15 protein-coding genes are annotated in these 18,155 nt (G+C 58.9%); all 15 read left to right on the forward strand.

Going from position 1 to position 18,155, the window contains the following annotated elements:
• Window positions 1–153: 153 nt before the first annotated feature.
• The 15 genes from pcsA to HGP17_RS04255 all read left to right on the forward strand — a co-directional run bounded on the left by pcsA (window position 154) and on the right by HGP17_RS04255 (window position 18,148).
• On the forward strand, window positions 154–879 hold the full coding sequence (pcsA, locus tag HGP17_RS04185; protein WP_168806197.1) for a phosphatidylcholine synthase: 726 nt from the start codon (window positions 154–156) through the stop codon (window positions 877–879).
• 12 nt (window positions 880–891) lie between these two features.
• Window positions 892–1,875, forward strand: coding sequence for a quinone oxidoreductase (locus HGP17_RS04190; RefSeq protein ID WP_168806199.1), 984 nt, complete (start codon window positions 892–894; stop codon window positions 1,873–1,875).
• Window positions 1,876–1,916: 41 nt separating this feature from the next.
• Entirely contained in the window at window positions 1,917–3,491 is a 1,575-nt protein-coding gene (locus HGP17_RS04195) for an ABC transporter ATP-binding protein (RefSeq protein ID WP_168806200.1), read from the forward strand.
• Entirely contained in the window at window positions 3,481–4,581 is a 1,101-nt protein-coding gene (locus tag HGP17_RS04200) for an ABC transporter permease (protein WP_168806201.1), read from the forward strand. Before HGP17_RS04195 ends, HGP17_RS04200 begins: the two co-directional genes overlap by 11 nt.
• A complete protein-coding gene (locus HGP17_RS04205) occupies window positions 4,578–5,498 on the forward strand; it encodes an ABC transporter permease (RefSeq protein WP_168806202.1) in 921 nt (306 codons plus the stop codon). The genes HGP17_RS04200 and HGP17_RS04205 overlap by 4 nt, the downstream gene beginning before the upstream one ends.
• A 52-nt stretch (window positions 5,499–5,550) precedes the next feature.
• The gene (locus tag HGP17_RS04210; protein ID WP_168806203.1) at window positions 5,551–6,627 is read left to right on the forward strand and encodes a BMP family ABC transporter substrate-binding protein; all 1,077 of its coding nucleotides are present in this window, start codon (window positions 5,551–5,553) and stop codon (window positions 6,625–6,627) included.
• A 143-nt stretch (window positions 6,628–6,770) separates the two neighbouring features.
• Window positions 6,771–7,733 (forward strand): galactofuranose ABC transporter, galactofuranose-binding protein YtfQ, encoded by a 963-nt coding sequence (gene ytfQ, locus HGP17_RS04215; protein WP_168806204.1) that lies wholly within the window; start codon window positions 6,771–6,773, stop codon window positions 7,731–7,733.
• Window positions 7,734–7,858: 125 nt separating this feature from the next.
• The gene (gene ytfR / locus HGP17_RS04220; RefSeq protein ID WP_168806205.1) at window positions 7,859–9,382 is read left to right on the forward strand and encodes a galactofuranose ABC transporter, ATP-binding protein YtfR; all 1,524 of its coding nucleotides are present in this window, start codon (window positions 7,859–7,861) and stop codon (window positions 9,380–9,382) included.
• Entirely contained in the window at window positions 9,379–10,407 is a 1,029-nt protein-coding gene (locus tag HGP17_RS04225; RefSeq protein WP_168806206.1) for an ABC transporter permease, read from the forward strand. The genes ytfR and HGP17_RS04225 overlap by 4 nt, the downstream gene beginning before the upstream one ends.
• Window positions 10,404–11,372 carry a galactofuranose ABC transporter, permease protein YjfF gene (gene yjfF, locus HGP17_RS04230; protein ID WP_168806207.1) on the forward strand — a complete coding sequence of 323 codons (969 nt, stop codon included), beginning with the start codon at window positions 10,404–10,406 and terminating at the stop codon, window positions 11,370–11,372. The genes HGP17_RS04225 and yjfF overlap by 4 nt, the downstream gene beginning before the upstream one ends.
• Before the next feature lie 17 nt (window positions 11,373–11,389).
• On the forward strand, window positions 11,390–12,160 hold the full coding sequence (locus tag HGP17_RS04235; RefSeq protein ID WP_168806208.1) for a FadR/GntR family transcriptional regulator: 771 nt from the start codon (window positions 11,390–11,392) through the stop codon (window positions 12,158–12,160).
• A gap of 79 nt (window positions 12,161–12,239) precedes the next feature.
• On the forward strand, window positions 12,240–13,601 hold the full coding sequence (gene glmU, locus HGP17_RS04240) for a bifunctional UDP-N-acetylglucosamine diphosphorylase/glucosamine-1-phosphate N-acetyltransferase GlmU (protein ID WP_168806209.1): 1,362 nt from the start codon (window positions 12,240–12,242) through the stop codon (window positions 13,599–13,601).
• 116 nt (window positions 13,602–13,717) lie between these two features.
• Window positions 13,718–15,544: a glutamine--fructose-6-phosphate transaminase (isomerizing) gene (gene glmS, locus HGP17_RS04245; protein ID WP_168806210.1), complete on the forward strand. Its 1,827-nt coding sequence runs from the start codon at window positions 13,718–13,720 to the stop codon at window positions 15,542–15,544.
• A 176-nt stretch (window positions 15,545–15,720) separates the two neighbouring features.
• The gene (locus HGP17_RS04250; protein WP_168806211.1) at window positions 15,721–16,422 is read left to right on the forward strand and encodes a DUF502 domain-containing protein; all 702 of its coding nucleotides are present in this window, start codon (window positions 15,721–15,723) and stop codon (window positions 16,420–16,422) included.
• A gap of 229 nt (window positions 16,423–16,651) precedes the next feature.
• Complete coding sequence (locus HGP17_RS04255; RefSeq protein WP_168806212.1) at window positions 16,652–18,148, forward strand: esterase-like activity of phytase family protein; 1,497 nt, start codon at window positions 16,652–16,654, stop codon at window positions 18,146–18,148.
• Window positions 18,149–18,155: the final 7 nt, after the last annotated feature.

The raw sequence follows: 18,155 nt of genomic DNA on the forward strand, positions 1-18,155 counted from the left end.
ATGAAACATCGCAATGGGTGAAAATGACAGGAAGTCGCGCTAGCGTGCCGGGATGAACGCTTTTGCGCTGGCGGTCGCGACCAAAGGATGCATATCTAACAACAAAAACCGTCTGCCGGGGGCAGGCGCATAAGCTAGCGAGTCGTGGGGCGGATGAAAGTCTTCAATTACAAACGGGTGCCTTATGCGGAGATTCGTGCCTTCTCCGTGCATATTTTGACGGCATCAGGTTCATTTCTCGCCTTTCTCGGGGTCGTTGCCGCATCCGAACATCGCTTCGTCGATATGTTCTGGTGGCTTGGTCTTGCGCTGCTGGTCGATGGCATCGATGGCCCGATTGCCCGCAAGGTGCGCGTCAAGGAAGTTCTTCCCAATTGGTCGGGCGATACGCTCGATAACATTATCGACTATGTGACCTATGTGCTTCTGCCGGCGTTTGCGCTCTATGAAAGCGGCATGATCGGCGAGCCCATGTCCTTTGTCGCCGCAGGCATGATCGTGGTTTCAAGCGCTATTTATTACGCCGATACCGGCATGAAGACCGACGAGTATTTCTTCTCCGGCTTTCCGGTCGTCTGGAACATGGTGATCTTCACGCTCTTCGTCATCGATGCGAGCGCCACAACCGCCATGATTCTCGTCGGCTTTTCTGTCGTCCTGACCTTCCTGCCGATCAATTTCCTGCATCCTGTGCGCGTCAAGCGTCTGCGACCGCTGAACCTCGGCATATTCCTTTTCTGGTCGGCGCTCGGCATCTATTCGCTGCTGATGCACTTCGTGATGCCGCAATGGGCCGTTGTCCTCTTCATCATCAGTGGTATTTATCTCTATTGTATCGGCGCGGTGCTGCAGTTTTTCCCGTCCCTTGGACGTCAATAAGGATTGCACGTCATGAAGAAGACCAAGGTCATTCGCATCCACGAAAACGGTGGTCCTGAGGTCATGAAGCTGGAGGAGGTTGATCTGCCGCCTCCAGGCGCCGGCGAGGTACAGATCCGCCACGCCGCCATCGGCCTGAATTTCATCGACGTCTATTTCCGTTCGGGCCTTTACAAGGCGCCGCAGTTTCCATTGCAGCTCGGCAAGGAAGCTGCCGGCACGGTGACCGAGGTCGGTCCAGGCGTCACCGATTTCGCGGTCGGTGATCGTGTCGCCTATGCCAGCAGTGACGGTGCCTATAGCACCGAGCGCAACATCGAGACCCGCCATCTGGTCAAGGTGCCCGACGATATCCCGCTCGAAACCGCAGCATCGATGATGCTGAAGGGGATGACTGCCGAGTATCTGCTGAACCGCACCTTCAAAGTCGGCCCGGGAACGACGCTGCTGTTTCACGCGGCTGCCGGCGGCGTCGGGCTGATTGCCGGGCAATGGGCGAAGGCGCTTGGTGCCGAAACTGTCATCGGAACTGCGGGCTCTACCGAGAAGGTCGAACTCGCTCTGGCGCATGGTTATGACCATGTCATCGACTACGGCAAGGAGAACTTTGCCGGACGTGTGCGCGAGATCACCGGCGGCAAGGGCGTTGACGTGGTTTATGACTCGGTCGGGAAGGATACCTTTCCGCAGTCGCTGGATTGCCTGAGACCACGCGGCATGTGGGTTACCTTCGGTCAATCGTCGGGTCCGATCGAGAATTTCAATCTCGCCATCCTCAACCAGAAGGGCTCGCTCTTTACCACCCGGCCGAGCCTTTTTGCCTATGTCGGAACGCCTGAGGAGTTGAGAGCCAGTGCAAAGGCGTTATTTGCTGTTGTGCAAAGCAGCAAAGTGCGTATCAATATTCATCAGACCTATCCGTTGAGCGATGCAGGGCGAGCGCATGCGGATCTGGAAGCCAGGAAAACGAGTGGAACTACACTACTGATCCCATAGATCCGTAAAGGGCAGGACGGTGGGAAGGAAATGAGGGGAACGTGTCGTCATCTGATGCGCCGGTAACCGGTGCACTATTGTCCGTTCGCAAACTGACAAAACTCTTCGGCAGTTTTGCTGCGTGCAACGAAATCGATCTGGAAATCCAGCCAGGAGAAATTCATGCGCTCCTTGGCGAAAACGGCGCAGGCAAATCCACGCTCGTCAAGATGCTCTTCGGCGTGCTCGAGCCGACCCATGGGCAGATCGTCTGGCAGGGGCAAACTGCTTCGATCGACGCGCCGGGTACCGCGCGCAAGCTCGGCATCGGCATGGTTTTTCAGCATTTTTCTCTTTTCGAAGCGCTGACTGTCGCGGAAAATATAGCGCTCTCGCTCGACAGCAATATCCCGCTTGCAAAAATTTCCGAAGAAGCCGCAAAGCTCTCTCACGCTTATGGGCTGCCGCTCGATCCGAATGCGCACGTCGCCGATCTGTCCGTCGGTGAACGGCAGCGCATCGAGATCGTTCGCGCTTTGCTACAGAATCCGAAGCTCATCATTCTCGACGAGCCGACTTCCGTTTTGACGCCGCAGGAAGCCGACCGGCTGTTTGAAACGCTGTTCAAGCTCAGAGACGAGGGGCGTTCTGTCCTCTACATCAGCCATCGGCTTGAGGAAGTGCAGCGCATCTGTTCTCGCGCCACCGTGCTGCGCCATGGCAAGGTTACGGGCGCTTGCGATCCCAGGCAGGAAACGACCGGCTCGCTCGCGCGCATGATGGTCGGCAACGATGTCGCCAGCGTGCAGCACGAGGGACTTGGCTCGAAAGGCGATATTCTTCTTGAGATTGCGGGTCTTTCGGCGTCGGCGCGGACCCCGTTTGCCATGTCGCTCAAAGATGTTTCGCTGCGTGTGCGTGCCGGCGAGGTGCTGGCGATTGCCGGTGTTGCTGGCAATGGACAAGGCGAACTGTTCGATGTGATCTCCGGCGAATACACGATGGCAGCGGACGATCTTGTCCAGCTTCGTGGTAAGTCCGTTGGGACCAAGGGCATCAACGCACGCCGGTTGATCGGCGCGGGTTTCGTGCCCGAAGAGCGCCACGGCCACGCCGCGGTATCGGCATTGAAGCTGTCGGATAATCTCGTCCTTGCTCGCCACCAGTCGGACCGCAAGTCGTTTTTAAGTGCCGGGTTTCTCAATGTCATCAGGCATGGCGTCGTCAAGCAGGCGACGAAGCGGATCTGCGAGGCGATGGACGTGCGCAAGAGCGGCGAGGACCCGGCTGCCGGCGCGCTTTCCGGCGGCAATCTGCAGAAGTTCATCGTCGGCCGCGAACTGGATCGGCAACCGAGTGTTCTCGTCGTCAATCAGCCGACCTGGGGCGTCGATGCAGGTGCCGCAAGCCGTATCCGGCAGGCTCTGGTCGATCTCGCTCGCGACGGGTCGGCCGTGCTCGTCATCAGTCAGGATCTCGACGAGATTTTCGAGGTCGCGACCGATATTGCCGTCATCTCGGAAGGGCGTTTGTCTCAGTCTTATCCCGCCGGCGAACTCACGCGCGAAAAGATCGGCCTGCTGATGGGCGGCCTGCATGAATCGAAGACGCATTCGGAGCCTGCCCATGCGCATTGAACTGGAAAAGCGCCCGCAGGTCTCGAAGCTGTTCGGCTTGCTCTCGCCGTTGCTCGCGCTCGTGCTGGCCCTGATCGCCGGCACCATCATGTTTGCCATCATGGGCAAGGATCCCGTCGAGGCACTCAACGCGTTCTTCGTCGAACCGTTGCTGGAAGTCTGGTCTTTGCACGAACTCGCGATCAAGGCGGGACCGTTAATCCTGATCGCGGTCGGCCTTTGCCTCTGTTATCGCTCCAACAACTGGAACATCGGCGCCGAGGGTCAGTTCACCATGGGTGCCGTTGCCGGATCGTTCATTCCGATCATCTTCACCGATTGGCATTCGCCGATGGTGCTTCCGTTGATGCTGGTCGCCGGCGCGATTGGCGGCGCTCTCTATGCGGCCATTCCGGCGCTGCTGAAGGCGCATTTCAACACCAACGAAATCCTGACGAGCCTGATGCTTGTCTATATCGCACAGCTGTTTCTGGATTGGCTGTCGCGTGGGCCCTGGCGCGATCCGCAAGGTCATAACTTCCCGCAGAGCATCGATTTTCCGCCCGAGGCTGTTTTGCCGGCGATCATACCGGATTACTGGGCTGATATTGCCGGTCGTGCGCATTGGGGCATCGTCTTTGCCGTGGTGGCAGCGGTGCTTGCGTGGTTCCTGATGAAATACACGCTGAAGGGCTTCGAGATCACCGTTCTCGGCCAGTCGGCACGGGCAGGGCGCTTCGCCGGCTTCTCCTCGCGCAAAATGGTCTGGTTCGCCTTCGTGTTTTCCGGCGCGCTTTCGGGCCTTGCCGGTATCTCCGAGGTTTCCGGCTCGATAGGCCATCTGCAGCCGGCGATTTCTCCTGGTTATGGCTTCACCGCGATCATCGTTGCATTCCTCGCGCGCCTCAATCCGTTGGGAGCTATCCTGTCCGGTTTGGTGTTGGCGCTGACCTATCTCGGTGGCGAAGCCGCGCAATTGTCGCCCGGCATTTCCGCCAAGGCTGCCAGCGTCTTCCAGGGGCTGCTGCTGTTTTTCGTGCTCTCCTGCGACACGCTGATCTACTACAAGATCCGAATTGTCTGGTCGCGGGTTCGTGGAGGTGCAGCATGAGCGTCTTCGAAGCCATCCTGCTCACCATCATCACCGCATCGACACCGCTCGTCATCGCCGGCCTCGGGGAACTCGTGGTGGAACGTTCGGGCGTTCTCAATCTCGGCGTCGAAGGCATGATGATCATCGGCGCGGTGGCTGCCTTCGTCGGTGCGCAGATGAGCGGGTCCCCCTATGTCGGCCTGTTGGTCGGCATTGTCGCGGGCGCGCTGTTCTCGCTGTTGTTCGGCTTTCTGACGCTCACACTGGTGACGAACCAGGTGGCGACCGGTCTGGCGTTGACCATTCTTGGTCTTGGCCTGTCCGGCATGATCGGTGAAGGCTATGTCAGCGTGCCGGGTGTGCAGTTACGGGAGATCGTTTTTCCGTTTCTCTCTGAAATCCCGTTCTTCGGTCCGGTGTTCTTCAAGCAGGATCTGACTTTCTACCTTTCGATCGCGCTGCTTGTCGGCGTCAATTGGTTCCTGTTCCGCAGTCGTGCCGGCCTCAAGCTGCGCGCTGTCGGCGACAGTCATGGCTCGGCCCATGCGCTCGGCATCGACGTCATCCGCACCCGCTATCTCGCGGTCATGTTCGGCGGCGCCTGCGCGGGGCTTGCCGGTGCGCAGTTGTCGCTGGTCTACACGCCGCAATGGGTCGAGAACATGTCGGCCGGTCGCGGCTGGGTGACGCTTGCCTTGGTGGTCTTTGCGTCCTGGCGGCCGTTGCGCGTCATGGCGGGCGGATATCTTTTCGGCGCCGTAACGATTCTGCAGTTTCATGCGCAGGGTTTCGGCGTCGGCATACCCTCGCAGTTCCTGTCGATGCTGCCCTACGCGTCGACTATTGTGGTTCTCGTCATCATCTCCCAAAATCGCCGCGCGACCTTGATCAATACGCCCGCGTCGCTCGGCAAGCCCTTCGTTCCGGAGCGTTGATCGCAATACCGGACGGATTTCTGCAAAACATGTCAAACCAACAGGGGTAACCATGAAAAAACTAGCACTCGCCCTCACAACGACAGCCGCCGCCATCGTTGGTTTCGCTGCCGCTGCCGAAGCAGCACCGACCAAGGTCTGCTTCGTCTATGTCGGCTCGCACACGGACGGCGGTTATTCGCAGGCGCATGACCTCGGCCGCCAGCAGATCCAGAAGGAATTCGGCGACAAGATCGATACGCCTTATCTTGAAAACGTTCCGGAAGGCCCGGATGCAGAGCGCGCCATCGAGCGTCTTGCCCGTTCCGGCTGCTCGCTGATCTTCTCGACGTCGTTCGGCTTCATGGACGCGACCGTCAAGGTTGCCGCCAAGTTCCCGAAGGTGAAGTTCGAACATGCGACCGGCTTCAAGAGCGGCCCGAACCTCGCAACCTACAACTCGCGCTTCTATGAAGGCCGTTACATCCTCGGCCAGATCGCTGCGAAGACCTCGAAGAACCACGGTGCCGCATACCTCGCGTCCTTCCCGATCCCGGAAGTCGTGATGGGCATCAACGCATTCGAGCAGGGCGCCCGCTCTATCGATCCGAGCTTCAAGCTGAAGGTCGTATGGGTCAACACGTGGTTCGACCCGGGCAAGGAAGCCGATGCCGCCAAGGCCATGGTCGACCAGGGCGTCGACGTCCTGACGCAGCACACCGACACGACGGCGCCGATGCAGGTTGCCGAAGAGCGCGGCATCCATGCTTTCGGTCAGGCGTCCGACATGATCGCCGCAGGCCCGAAGGCACAGCTGACGGCCATCGTCGACACTTGGGGCAACTACTACTCCAAGCGTGTTCATGCACTCCTCGACGGCAAGTGGAAGTCCGAGCAGAGCTGGGACGGCCTGAAGGACGGCATCTTGAAGATGGCCGACTATACCAACATGCCTGACGACGTGAAGAAGATGGCGCAGGAAACCGAAGCCAAGATCAAGTCTGGCGAGCTGGCGCCCTTTACGGGCCCGATCAACAAGCAGGACGGCACGCCCTGGCTGAAGGCCGGCGAAAAGGCCGATGACGGCACGCTGCTCGGCATGAACTTCTACATTGAAGGCGTCGACGACAAGCTGCCGGCTTCGAAGTAATTCAGGCCAAATCGTCAAGGTTGAGAAAGGGCGCCAATGGCGCCCTTTTTTGTTGCGCTGCATCAACGAATGCTGATTTACAAAAGTATTACTATATGATTTTTTGATCGCAGGCCTGAGGAGATGGCCTGTGGAGGGAAATCATGAAATTCAAAACTGCACTGATCAGTGCCACGATGCTTGCTGCCTGCATGTTCACATCGGCATCGGCAAAAGATCTGGTCGTCGGATTCTCGCAAATCGGCTCGGAGTCCGGTTGGCGTGCGGCCGAGACGACCTTGACCAAGCAGGAAGCCAAGAAGCGCGGCATCGACCTGAAGTTTGCCGATGCGCAGCAGAAACAGGAGAATCAGATCAAGGCGATCCGCTCGTTCATCGCGCAGGGCGTCGATGCGATCCTCTTGGCGCCCGTCGTCGAGACCGGTTGGGATGCCGTGCTCAAGGAAGCCAAGGAAGCCAAGATCCCCGTCATCCTTCTCGATCGCACGATCAACGCACCGAAGGATCTATATCTGACCGCCGTCACCTCCGATCAGGTTCACGAAGGCAAGGTTGCCGGCGACTGGCTTGTAAAGACGGTTGGCGACAAGAAGTGCAACATCGTCGAACTTCAGGGCACGACCGGCTCCTCGCCGGCCATCGCCCGCAAGAAGGGCTTCGAAGAAGCCATCAAGGGCCATGCCAATCTGAAGATCGTCCGCAGCCAGACGGGTGATTTCACCCGTGCCAAGGGCAAGGAAGTCATGGAAAGCTTCCTCAAGGCCGAGAACGGCGGCAAGGACATCTGCGCGCTCTATGCCCATAATGACGACATGGCCGTCGGCGCGATCCAGGCGATCAAGGAAGCCGGTCTGAAGCCCGGCAAGGATATCCTGACCGTGTCGGTCGATTCGGTTCCCGATCTCTTCAAGGCCATGGCCGCCGGCGAGGCGAATGCCACCGTAGAGCTGACCCCGAACATGGCCGGTCCCGCCTTCGATGCGCTCGATGCCTATCTGAAGACGAAGAAGGAGCCGCCGAAGTGGATCCAGACCGAGTCCAAGCTCTACACCCAGGCCGATGACCCGCAGAAGGTCTACGAGGCGAAGAAGGACCTCGGTTACTGAGAGGAAAGCCGATCGCATGGGCTGCGAATACTGCCCATGCGATTTCTTGAAAGATGCCGGCGCATGAACGCCATGCGCCGGCTATCGCTTTCGCCCATGACTCAATGCAGGGACATCAGCGCTTCATGGCTCAAGACATCGAGCGACTTCTGACAGCGACAGGCTTTTGCAAATATTTCCCCGGTTCGACCGCTCTGGATCATGTCGATTTCACATTGATGCGGGGCGAGGTGCACGCATTGCTCGGTGAAAACGGCGCCGGCAAATCTACACTGATCAAATGTATGACCGGCGCCTATCGACGTGATCTAGGCACGCTCGTTCTCGACGGGGCTGAGATCGATCCGCATGATACGCTGTCGGCGCAAAGGCACGGCATCGGCACCGTCTACCAGGAGGTCAATCTTCTCCCCAATCTGAGCGTCGCCGAGAACCTCTTCCTCGATCGCCAGCCGCGGCGGTTCGGTCTGGTCAGCAGCCGCGTCATGAATGGAATGGCGCGAGACCTACTGTCGCAATACGGCATGGATATCGATGTGAGCCGCCAGCTCGATCGTTTCTCGGTTGCCATTCAACAGGTCGTCGCGATTGCCCGCGCGGTCGATCTCTCCGGCAAGGTCTTGATCCTCGACGAACCGACGGCAAGTCTCGATGCGCAGGAAGTCGAGATGCTCTTCGGTATCATCAGACGATTGAAGCAGCGCCGCTTGGGAATTGTTTTCATTACCCATTTTCTCGAGCAGGTTTATGAGATCTGTGATCGCATCACCGTACTGCGCAATGGTCGCCTCGTCGGGACGCGTGAAGTAGAAGGCCTTCCTCGGCAAACCCTGATCGCCATGATGCTCGGTCGCGAACTCGAGCAGACCGAAAGCGCAGTGAAGCAGACGGAGATCGAAAGCGGCCCCGTCAAATACAGCTTCACGAACTTCGGCAAGCGCGGAAAGATAAAGCCTTTCGATATGGAGGTGCGTGTCGGCGAGGTGGTCGGCATTGCGGGTTTGCTTGGCTCGGGACGAACGGAAACGGCCGAAGTGCTGTTTGGTGTCGAGCGTGCCGACAGTGGGCAGGCAAGGATCGAAGGAAACTCCATCGCGCTGTCCAGTCCGCGCGCGGCGATCAAGAGCGGCTTCGGCTTCTGCCCTGAGGACCGCAAGACCGATGGCATCATCGGCGACCTATCCATTCGCGAGAATATCATCATGGCATTGCAGGCACGCAGAGGCTGGGCAAGGCCTCTTGCCCGCAGCGAGCAGAACGCCATCGCCGACCGCTACATCAAGGCATTGGATATCCGCACGACCGACCGCGAGAAGCCCATTCGGCTTCTGTCTGGCGGCAACCAGCAGAAAGCGATCCTGGCGCGTTGGCTGGCCACCAACCCGAGCTTCCTGATCCTGGACGAACCCACCCGAGGCATCGATGTCGGTGCGCACGCGGAAATCATCCGATTGATCGAGGACCTTTGCCGGCAGGGGATGTCGCTCGTGGTTATTTCATCCGAACTCGAAGAATTGGTGGCCTACAGTTCACGCGTGATCGTCCTGCGTGATCGGGAACATATCGCCGAACTGGCCGACGGCGAGATTACAGCCGGCAATATCGTCAATGCTATTGCCTCGGCTCAAAAGAAGCGGGAGGACGCATGAGCTCGCAAATTAAGTCTTCTCTTCTTCGTCTGATGCCGCAGTTGATTGCGCTTTTGGCAATTCTTCTATTGAATTTCATCATGTTCCCACAGTTTTTTCATCTGGAAATTCAAAATGGGCGGTTCTACGGAAGCTTGATCGATGTCGTCAATCGCGGCGCGCCGGTAGCACTTTTATCAATCGGCATGACGCTGGTGATTGCCACGAAGGGGATTGATCTCTCGGTCGGCGCAGTGATCGCAATCTGCGGCGCAGTGGCAGCCTCCTCGATCGTCGCGGGCCATTCGCTCGCCTATACGCTTCTGCTGACGATCGGCATTGGCCTGGCCTGCGGCCTCTGGAACGGCTTCCTCGTTGCCGTGCTCGATATTCAGCCGATCATCGCGACGCTTGTGCTGATGGTTGCGGGCCGTGGCATCGCGCAATTGATCACCGAAGGAACAATCCTGACCTTCAACAATGATGGTCTGGTGTTTCTCGGCAGCGGTGCCTTCGCGGCTCTGCCCATGCCTGTCGTGATCTGGATTCTCGCGGCGCTCCTGGTGATCGCCCTGGTCCGACGCACGGCACTGGGAATGCTAGTCGAGGCCATCGGCATCAATCGACGCGCAAGCACGCTTTCGGGCATCCAGACCCCGATCCTTCTGGTGGCCGTCTATGCGCTAAGCGGCCTTTGCGCCTCGATTGCCGGTATTATCGTGACGGCCGACATCAAGGGGGCTGATGCCAATAATGCCGGCTTGTGGCTCGAGCTGGATGCGATCCTGGCTGTCGTGGTCGGGGGCAATTCGCTGCTTGGCGGCCGTTTCAGCATCCTCGGCTCGCTGATCGGTGCGATGATCATTCAATCCGTCAATACGGGCATCCTGCTTTCCGGCTTTCCGCCGGAGTTCAATCTGGTCATCAAGGCGATCATCGTCATCGTCATTCTGGTCATCCAGTCGCCGGCCATGCAGTCCGCGACCGCCTTCTTCTGGCGGCGGCGCGGTGACGGGCGGATGGTTCAAAAGGAGCAGGCAAAGTGAACTCGAAATATCTTCCGCTGCTCGCGACGATCGTCATCTTCATCCTGGCCTATGCCGGCTGCGTGTCGCAATATCCGACCATGTTGTCGACAAGAGTTGCCGGCAACCTTTTGACCGACAACGCATTTCTGGGTATCGCCGCCGTCGGGATGACCTTCGTCATCATCTCCGGCGGCATCGATCTTTCCATCGGATCGATCATTGCCTTCACCGGCGTTTTCCTCGCCGTCATCCTTCGCGATACGACCATTCATCCCCTGATCGCTTTCGTGCTGGTCCTTGTCCTGACAACCATGTTCGGCGCCGGCATGGGGGCTATCATCCACTATCTGAGCATGCCGCCTTTCATCGTGACGCTGGCCGGCATGTTCCTGGCGCGCGGCATTGCCTTCGTGCTGTCGATCGACAGTATCCCGATCGAGCATGATTTCTATTCGCAGCTTAACGATCTTTATTGGCTGATGCCCGGTGGCGGGCGGCTGACATTGATCGGCGGCCTGATGTTGCTCGTCTTTGCCGGAGGCATCGTCCTTGCGCATCGTACGCGTTTTGGCGCCAATGTTTACGCGCTCGGCGGCGGTGCGCACACGGCCGAACTCATGGGTGTCCCGGTTGGCCGCACGACGATCCAGATCTACGCTCTTTCAGGCTTTCTTGCCGGCCTATCCGGAATCGTTTTTTCCATCTATACATCTGCCGGATATTCGCTTGCCACGGTCGGTGTCGAACTCGATGCGATCGCTGCCGTGGTCATAGGCGGAACACTGCTGACGGGAGGAGCGGGGTTCGTCGGAGGAACACTCATCGGAATTCTCATACAGGGCTTGATTCAGACCTACATCACCTTCGATGGAACGCTTTCCAGCTGGTGGACGAAGATATTGATCGGCTTGTTGCTGTTTGCATTTATTCTGATGCAGAAGGGGCTTCTGCTGCTTTCCCGTTTCAACCGACGTTACGCCTGAGGGGAAGGACAGAGTGCTTGCGCGGCCGATTTCTTGATACGAGGAAACCTGAGGGAAAATCGCGCACGAGCCATGCGCAAGTGGTCGATGACCTCGGCAAGGCGATCGTGTCGGGCGTTTTCCCGATCGGCAGCATTCTACCTGGCGACAGCGAACTGCTGCAGCGTTTCAAGGTGTCCCGCACCGTCCTGCGCGAGAGCATGAAGACTTTGGCGGCAAAGGGATTGGTGGTACCGCGCGCGCGCGTGGGGACCCGGGTCACTGAAAAGATCTACTGGAACATGTTCGACAACGAAGTCCTCAATTGGCACTTCGAAAGCGGCATCGACAAGGAATTCCTCCTTCATCTCTACGACATCCGCATGGCGTTCGAACCGTTTGCGGCGAGCCTCGTGGCCGAACGCGCGACGCAGGAGGACATCGATCTGCTGCGGCGGCTTGCAGCGGCGATGGCCGCGCCGGAGCATACGTCCGATAGTCTGGCCGTCGCCGACCTGTATTTCCATCTGGCGATTACCGAGGCCTCTCATAATCCGTTCATGCGGTCGTTGGGCGGCCTGATCGAGGCGGCGCTCGTCGGCATGTTCCGCATGAGTGCGCCCCCGGCCGACAATGGCTTCAGCAATATTGCCGAGACACATATGGCCATCGTTGACGCCATAGCGGCGCGCGATGGGCACGCAGCTCACAAAGCGATGGAATTCGTTATTGTCGACGGTCGCCAGCACGTCCTCGAAGCTTTCGCCGAACTTGCCGAGGTCCGACCGGCTACTCCAATTTTGTCGTAGTTCGCGACACGAGTAGTTGCTATGAGGAGCAGAGCCTGCTCAAGCGGGCACTGCCAGACCGCTTATCTCGGAGTTCGAAATGGAACGCACCTGCCTCGCCATCATCCTCGCCGCCGGCGACAGCACACGCATGAAATCGTCGATGTCGAAGGTTCTGCATCCGATTGCGAGCCGGCCGATGATTGCGCATGTCATGGATGCGATCGCAAAGACGGATATTTCGGCGGCAGCCCTGGTCGTCGGACGTAATGCCGATGAGGTCAGCGCAGCGGCGTCGATCGGTGGCATCTCTGTCGAATCCTATCTGCAAAAAGAGCGACTGGGCACAGGTCACGCCGTTTTGGCGGCGCGCGAGGCGATCGCGCGCGGGTATGACGATATCCTCGTCGCCTACGGTGATGTGCCGCTTTTGACCGACGTGCCTTTGCGCGCTGCGCGCCAGGGACTGGCCGACGGCAACGATATCGTCGTCATCGGTTTTCATACAGATAATCCCAATGCCTATGGCCGGTTGCTGATCGAGGATGGCGAGCTCATCGCGATTCGCGAGGCAAAAGATGCGACGGAGGCTGAGCTTAAGATCAACTGGTGCAATAGCGGCCTGATGGCAATCAACGGCCGTAAGGCTTTGGACCTTCTCGATCGCATCGGCAACAACAACGCCAAGGGTGAATACTATCTGACTGATCTTGTCGAGATTGCGCGCTCGCTCGGCGGCCGTGCTGTCGCAGTCGATGCGCCAGAGGTCGAGATGACCGGCTGCAACAATCGCGCCGAGCTCGCTTTCATCGAGCGCCTGTGGCAGGAGCGTCGTCGGCATGATCTGATGGTGTCAGGCGTGACCATGATCGCTCCCGAAACCGTGTTTCTCGCCTATGATACCGTGATTGGCCAGGATGCTGTCATCGAACCGAATGTCGTCTTCGGCCCCGGCGCAGTGATCGACGGTGGCGCAGTCATCCATGCCTTCTCGCATATTGAAGGCGCGCATGTCAGTGCCGGCGCAACTGTCGGACCTTTCGCCAGACTGCGTCCTGGTGCCGATCTCGGCACAGGTGCCAAGGTAGGCAATTTCTGCGAGGTGAAGAACGGCAAGGTCGGCGAGGGCGCCAAGGTCAATCATTTGACCTATATCGGGGACGCCACGATCGGCGCCGCCAGCAATATCGGCGCCGGCACGATCACCTGCAATTACGACGGGGTCAACAAGCATGAGACCTATATTGGCGCCAATGTATTCGTCGGCTCCAACTCCTCGCTTGTCGCGCCGATCCGCATCGAGGATGGCGCCTATATCGCCTCCGGCAGCGTTATCACCGACGACGTTCCCGCCGAGGCGCTGGCGTTCGGTCGCGCTCGCCAGGAGGTGAAACCCGGGCGGGCCAAGGTGCTGCGCGAGCGGGCTTTGGCGATCAAGGCGGCAAAGAAGGGCAGCCACTAAAATCGCTGGATGTTGCTCGTAACGGTCCGAAATCGAAAGTGACCGTCGAGCCAATTGAGAAAATGCCAGGAATCATTAGGACTTGCCCTCACATTTGAGGCCAAACGGAGAGTTGTATGTGCGGTATTGTTGGGATCGTCGGTACGGTGCCTGTGGCGGATCGATTGGTGGATGCGCTGCGGCGTCTTGAATACCGCGGTTATGATTCCGCCGGTGTTGCGGCGATCCACAACGGCGTGATGGATCGCCGCCGTGCCGAGGGCAAGCTCTTCAATCTCGAGAAGCGGCTGGAGTCCGATCCGCTGCCCGGTACGACGGGTATTGCGCACACCCGTTGGGCAACGCATGGCGTGCCGAATGAGACCAATGCCCATCCGCATTTTGTCGAGGGCGTTGCGGTCGTTCACAACGGTATCATCGAGAACTTTTCGGAACTGCGCGAGGAACTGCAGGCCGAGGGCAAGGTGTTTGCCTCGCAGACCGATACGGAAGTCGTGGCTCACCTGTTGGCAAAGTACGTCAACGAGGGTCTGGATCCGCGCGCGGCGATGCTGAAGATGCTGAACCGGGTGACCGGCGCATATGCGCTGGCTGTGATGTTCCACAACGATCCGGGTACGCTGATGGCCGCACGCTCCGGTCCTCCGTTGGCCGTCGGTTATGGCAAGGGCGAGATGTTCCTCGGCTCCGATGCGATTGCGCTTGCACCGTTCACCAACGAAATCACCTATCTCGTCGACGGCGACTGCGCCATCGTGACCCATGCCGGCGCGACCATTCTTGATTTCGACGGCAACGAGGTCCATCGGCCGCGGCAGATTTCCCAGGCGACCGCCTATGTGGTCGACAAGGGTAATCATCGCCATTTCATGGAGAAAGAAATCTACGAGCAGCCGGAGGTCATCTCCCACGCGCTCAGCCACTACGTCGATTTCGTCAGCCATCGTGTGCGTTCGGATGTGTCGACGATCGACTTCGGCGGCGTCTCCGGTCTCGCGATTTCTGCCTGCGGCACGGCCTATCTTGCCGGCCTCGTCGGCAAGTACTGGTTCGAGCGTTATGCGCGCCTTCCAGTCGAAATCGACGTTGCCTCCGAGTTCCGCTATCGCGAAATGCCTTTGTCGCCGTCGCAGGCCGCACTGTTCATCTCGCAGTCGGGCGAGACGGCCGATACGCTCGCGTCGCTGCGCTACTGCCGCGACAACGGCCTTAAGATCGGCGCCGTCGTCAACGTCAAGGAATCGACCATTGCGCGTGAGTCTGATGCCGTCTTCCCGATCATGGCCGGCCCGGAAATCGGCGTGGCCTCGACCAAGGCCTTCACCTGCCAGCTTGCCGTTCTGGCATCTCTGGCCATCGGCGCCGGCGTTGCCCGCGGTACCATCAGTGCGGCCGACGAACAGGAAATGGTTCGCCATCTCGTCGAGATGCCGCGCATCATGGCGAGTGTGCTGAACCTCATTCAGCCGCAGATGGAAAGCCTGTCGCGCGAAATCTCGAAGTTCAAGGATGTGCTCTATCTCGGTCGCGGCACCAGCTTCCCGCTCGCCATGGAAGGCGCGCTGAAGCTGAAGGAGATTTCCTACATTCACGCCGAGGGCTATGCGGCCGGCGAATTGAAGCACGGGCCGATCGCGCTTATCGACGAAAACATGCCGGTGATCGTTATCGCCCCGCATGACCGCTTCTTCGACAAGACCGTTTCCAACATGCAGGAAGTGGCGGCCCGCGGCGGTCGGATCATCTTTATCACCGACGAGAAGGGTGCCGCTGCATCGACCTTGCCGACGATGGCGACGATCACCTTGCCTGTCGTGGACGAGATCATCGCGCCGATCATCTTCTCGCTACCCATCCAGCTTCTGGCCTATCATACGGCCGTCTTCATGGGCACGGACGTCGATCAGCCGCGCAACCTCGCGAAATCCGTGACGGTGGAATAAAGCTCTCCGTCCATCCTCATCCGGCAGTCACGTCGTCGTGAGCAGATCGTCTCATCGCCATGTCGACACGACTGCCGGGTTGTATGCCTCATGGATTTCTGGCACCTTTCCATAAGGCGAGGAGGGGAAGATTTGCCGGTTGATGCGGGCGACGGAACGGAGTTTTTGAACGACGAATGACTGAAAAGCTCATCAAGATGTCGGTGACGACACGGATCAGAAACAACTTCCTGGCTGGCCTCATTATCTGCGCTCCGATCGCGATCACGCTGTGGCTGACCTGGTCTGTCGTTCATTGGGCAGATAGCTGGGTTCGCCCCTATATCCCCGCCCGTTACGATCCTGAGAGCTATCTGAACTTCGCCGTGCCCGGCACAGGCCTGCTGATCGCGATGATCTTCATTACGATCGTCGGTTTTCTCGCCAAGAACCTCATCGGTCAGAGCATCGTTCGTTTCGGTGAGTCGATCGTCAATCGCGTTCCGCTGGTCAGAACCATCTACAAGAGCGTCAAGCAGATCTTCGAGACCGTGCTGAAAGAGCAGGGCACCTCGTTCAAGAAGGTGGGGCTGATCGAATATCCGAGCCCGGGCCTCTGGTCCATGGTTTTCATTTCCACTGATGCGAAGGGCGAAATAGCCTCGAAATTCAACGCCATGGGTCAGGATATGGTGGCGGTCTTCCTGCCGCCGACGCCTGTTCCGACGGCCGGCTTTCTCGTCTTCGTCGCGCGAGAGAAAATCACCGTTCTCGACATGACCCCAGAAGACGGCGCCAAGCTGCTGATATCGGGAGGCCTGGTCTCGCCCGAATACAAGGACGAGCTGACGGAAGCCAAGAGCCTGCCGGCGCGTGCTCCCGTGAAATCCCTAACCTGAAGACTTGCCGTTCTCATGTCCGTTCGACCGGATCTGCGCCTCAGATGAGCTGTCATGTGTCTATCACGTTGACGCCTTAGATCGTCGTTGGGGACAGGCAATCGGATGGATTTCATCATTGGATGCCGGGTGTTCTAGCACCGGGCCATTCCTCTTCGACGCGAGCTTTCTGCCAGGCCGCGTATGAATGCCATTGTCTCCAGACGGGTTTTCATCAGGAGGATATATCTTGAGATCTTTGCGTTCTAAGAGCCTGCCGCTGCTGTCGGCAGCGCTCGCCACGTTTGTTTTTGCTGCACCGCTCGCAGCACTTGCCGATAGTTCCGTCACCGTCGAAGGCGTTACGCTCGTCAACAAGGGACGCGTTGCCATTGGTCGCATTCCGGCCAATCTGCGCGACAAGTTTGGCGAGACCTTCGGCTCCGGTTCGGGCATGTCGATCGATATGAAAAGCTGGGTCCGCAATGCTGACGGCAGCTACAAGGGTTCGCTGTGGCTGCTACCTGATCGTGGTTACAATGCCGTCGGCACGACCGACTACCGTCCGCGCCTCAACACGATCGAGGTCAACCTAACACCTGTCGCACCTGGCGCCACGCCGCCGGCCGGCAAGGAGCAGATGGGCGTCGATGCCAAGCTTGCAGACACCACGCTGTTGAAGGACGACAAGGGTGCCGACACCACGGGCCTCGACCCGGCCAATGGCACCCGCAAGGCGGAAGGCAAGATGCCGTTGCTGCCCGAGGCGCCGAATGGCAAGATCTCGCTCGACACCGAAGCTATCGCACATCTGCCCGACGGCACGATGTTCATCAGCGACGAATACGGCCCATACATCTACCGCTTCGCCGCTGACGGCCGCATGATGTCCGCCACGCAACCGCCCGCAGCGCTGCTGCCAATGCGCAATGGCGCCATCAACTTTGCCTCCAACAATCCCGGCCCCGGTGAAACCGCGCCGGAACCGAAGGACCCGACCAGCGGCCGCCAGAACAACCAGGGTCTGGAAGGCATGTCGCTGACGCCGGATGGCAAATTCCTGATCGCCGTGCTGCAGTCGGCAACCCGCCAGGATGGCGGCGATTCCAGCTCGACGCGCCAGAACACCCGCGCGCTGGTTTATGACGCGGCTGATCCGGCAAACCTGAAACTGGTGCACGAATATGTCGTGCCGCTTCCGGTCTTTACGAATGAGAAGGGTAAGACGGCTGTTGCGGCCCAGAGCGAGATCTATGCACTCTCGCCGCAGACCTTCCTGATGCTGGCCCGCGATAGCAACAACGGCTACGGCCAGAAGGGCGACAAGTCGCTCTATCGCAGCATCGTCGCCGTCGACGTCTCCGCTGCCACCGACATTGCGGGCAGCAAGTTCGATGCCGATACGGCGGTAGCACCCAAGGGCGTTCTCGATCCGTCAGTAAAGCCGGCATCGGTCAACCAGTTCATCGATATCAATGACAGCGCCGATCTCGCGCGTTTCGGCCTCCACAACGGCGCGCCGAACGACCGCAACAATCTCTCCGAAAAGTGGGAGGCCATGTCGCTCGTTAGCGTTCAGGATCCGAAGCTGCCGGACGATTACTTCCTGTTCGTCGCCAACGACAACGACTTCCTGACCCAGGATGGCTTCCAGGTCGGCGCCGCCTACAAGGGCGATGGCGGAGCCGATGTCGACACGATGTTCCAGGTGTTCCAGGTCACTATTCCCGGCCTGATTGCCAAGTAATATCTTG

This window comes from Rhizobium sp. P38BS-XIX, from assembly GCF_012641435.1.
In the GTDB taxonomy this organism is placed as follows: Bacteria; Pseudomonadota; Alphaproteobacteria; order Rhizobiales; family Rhizobiaceae; genus Rhizobium.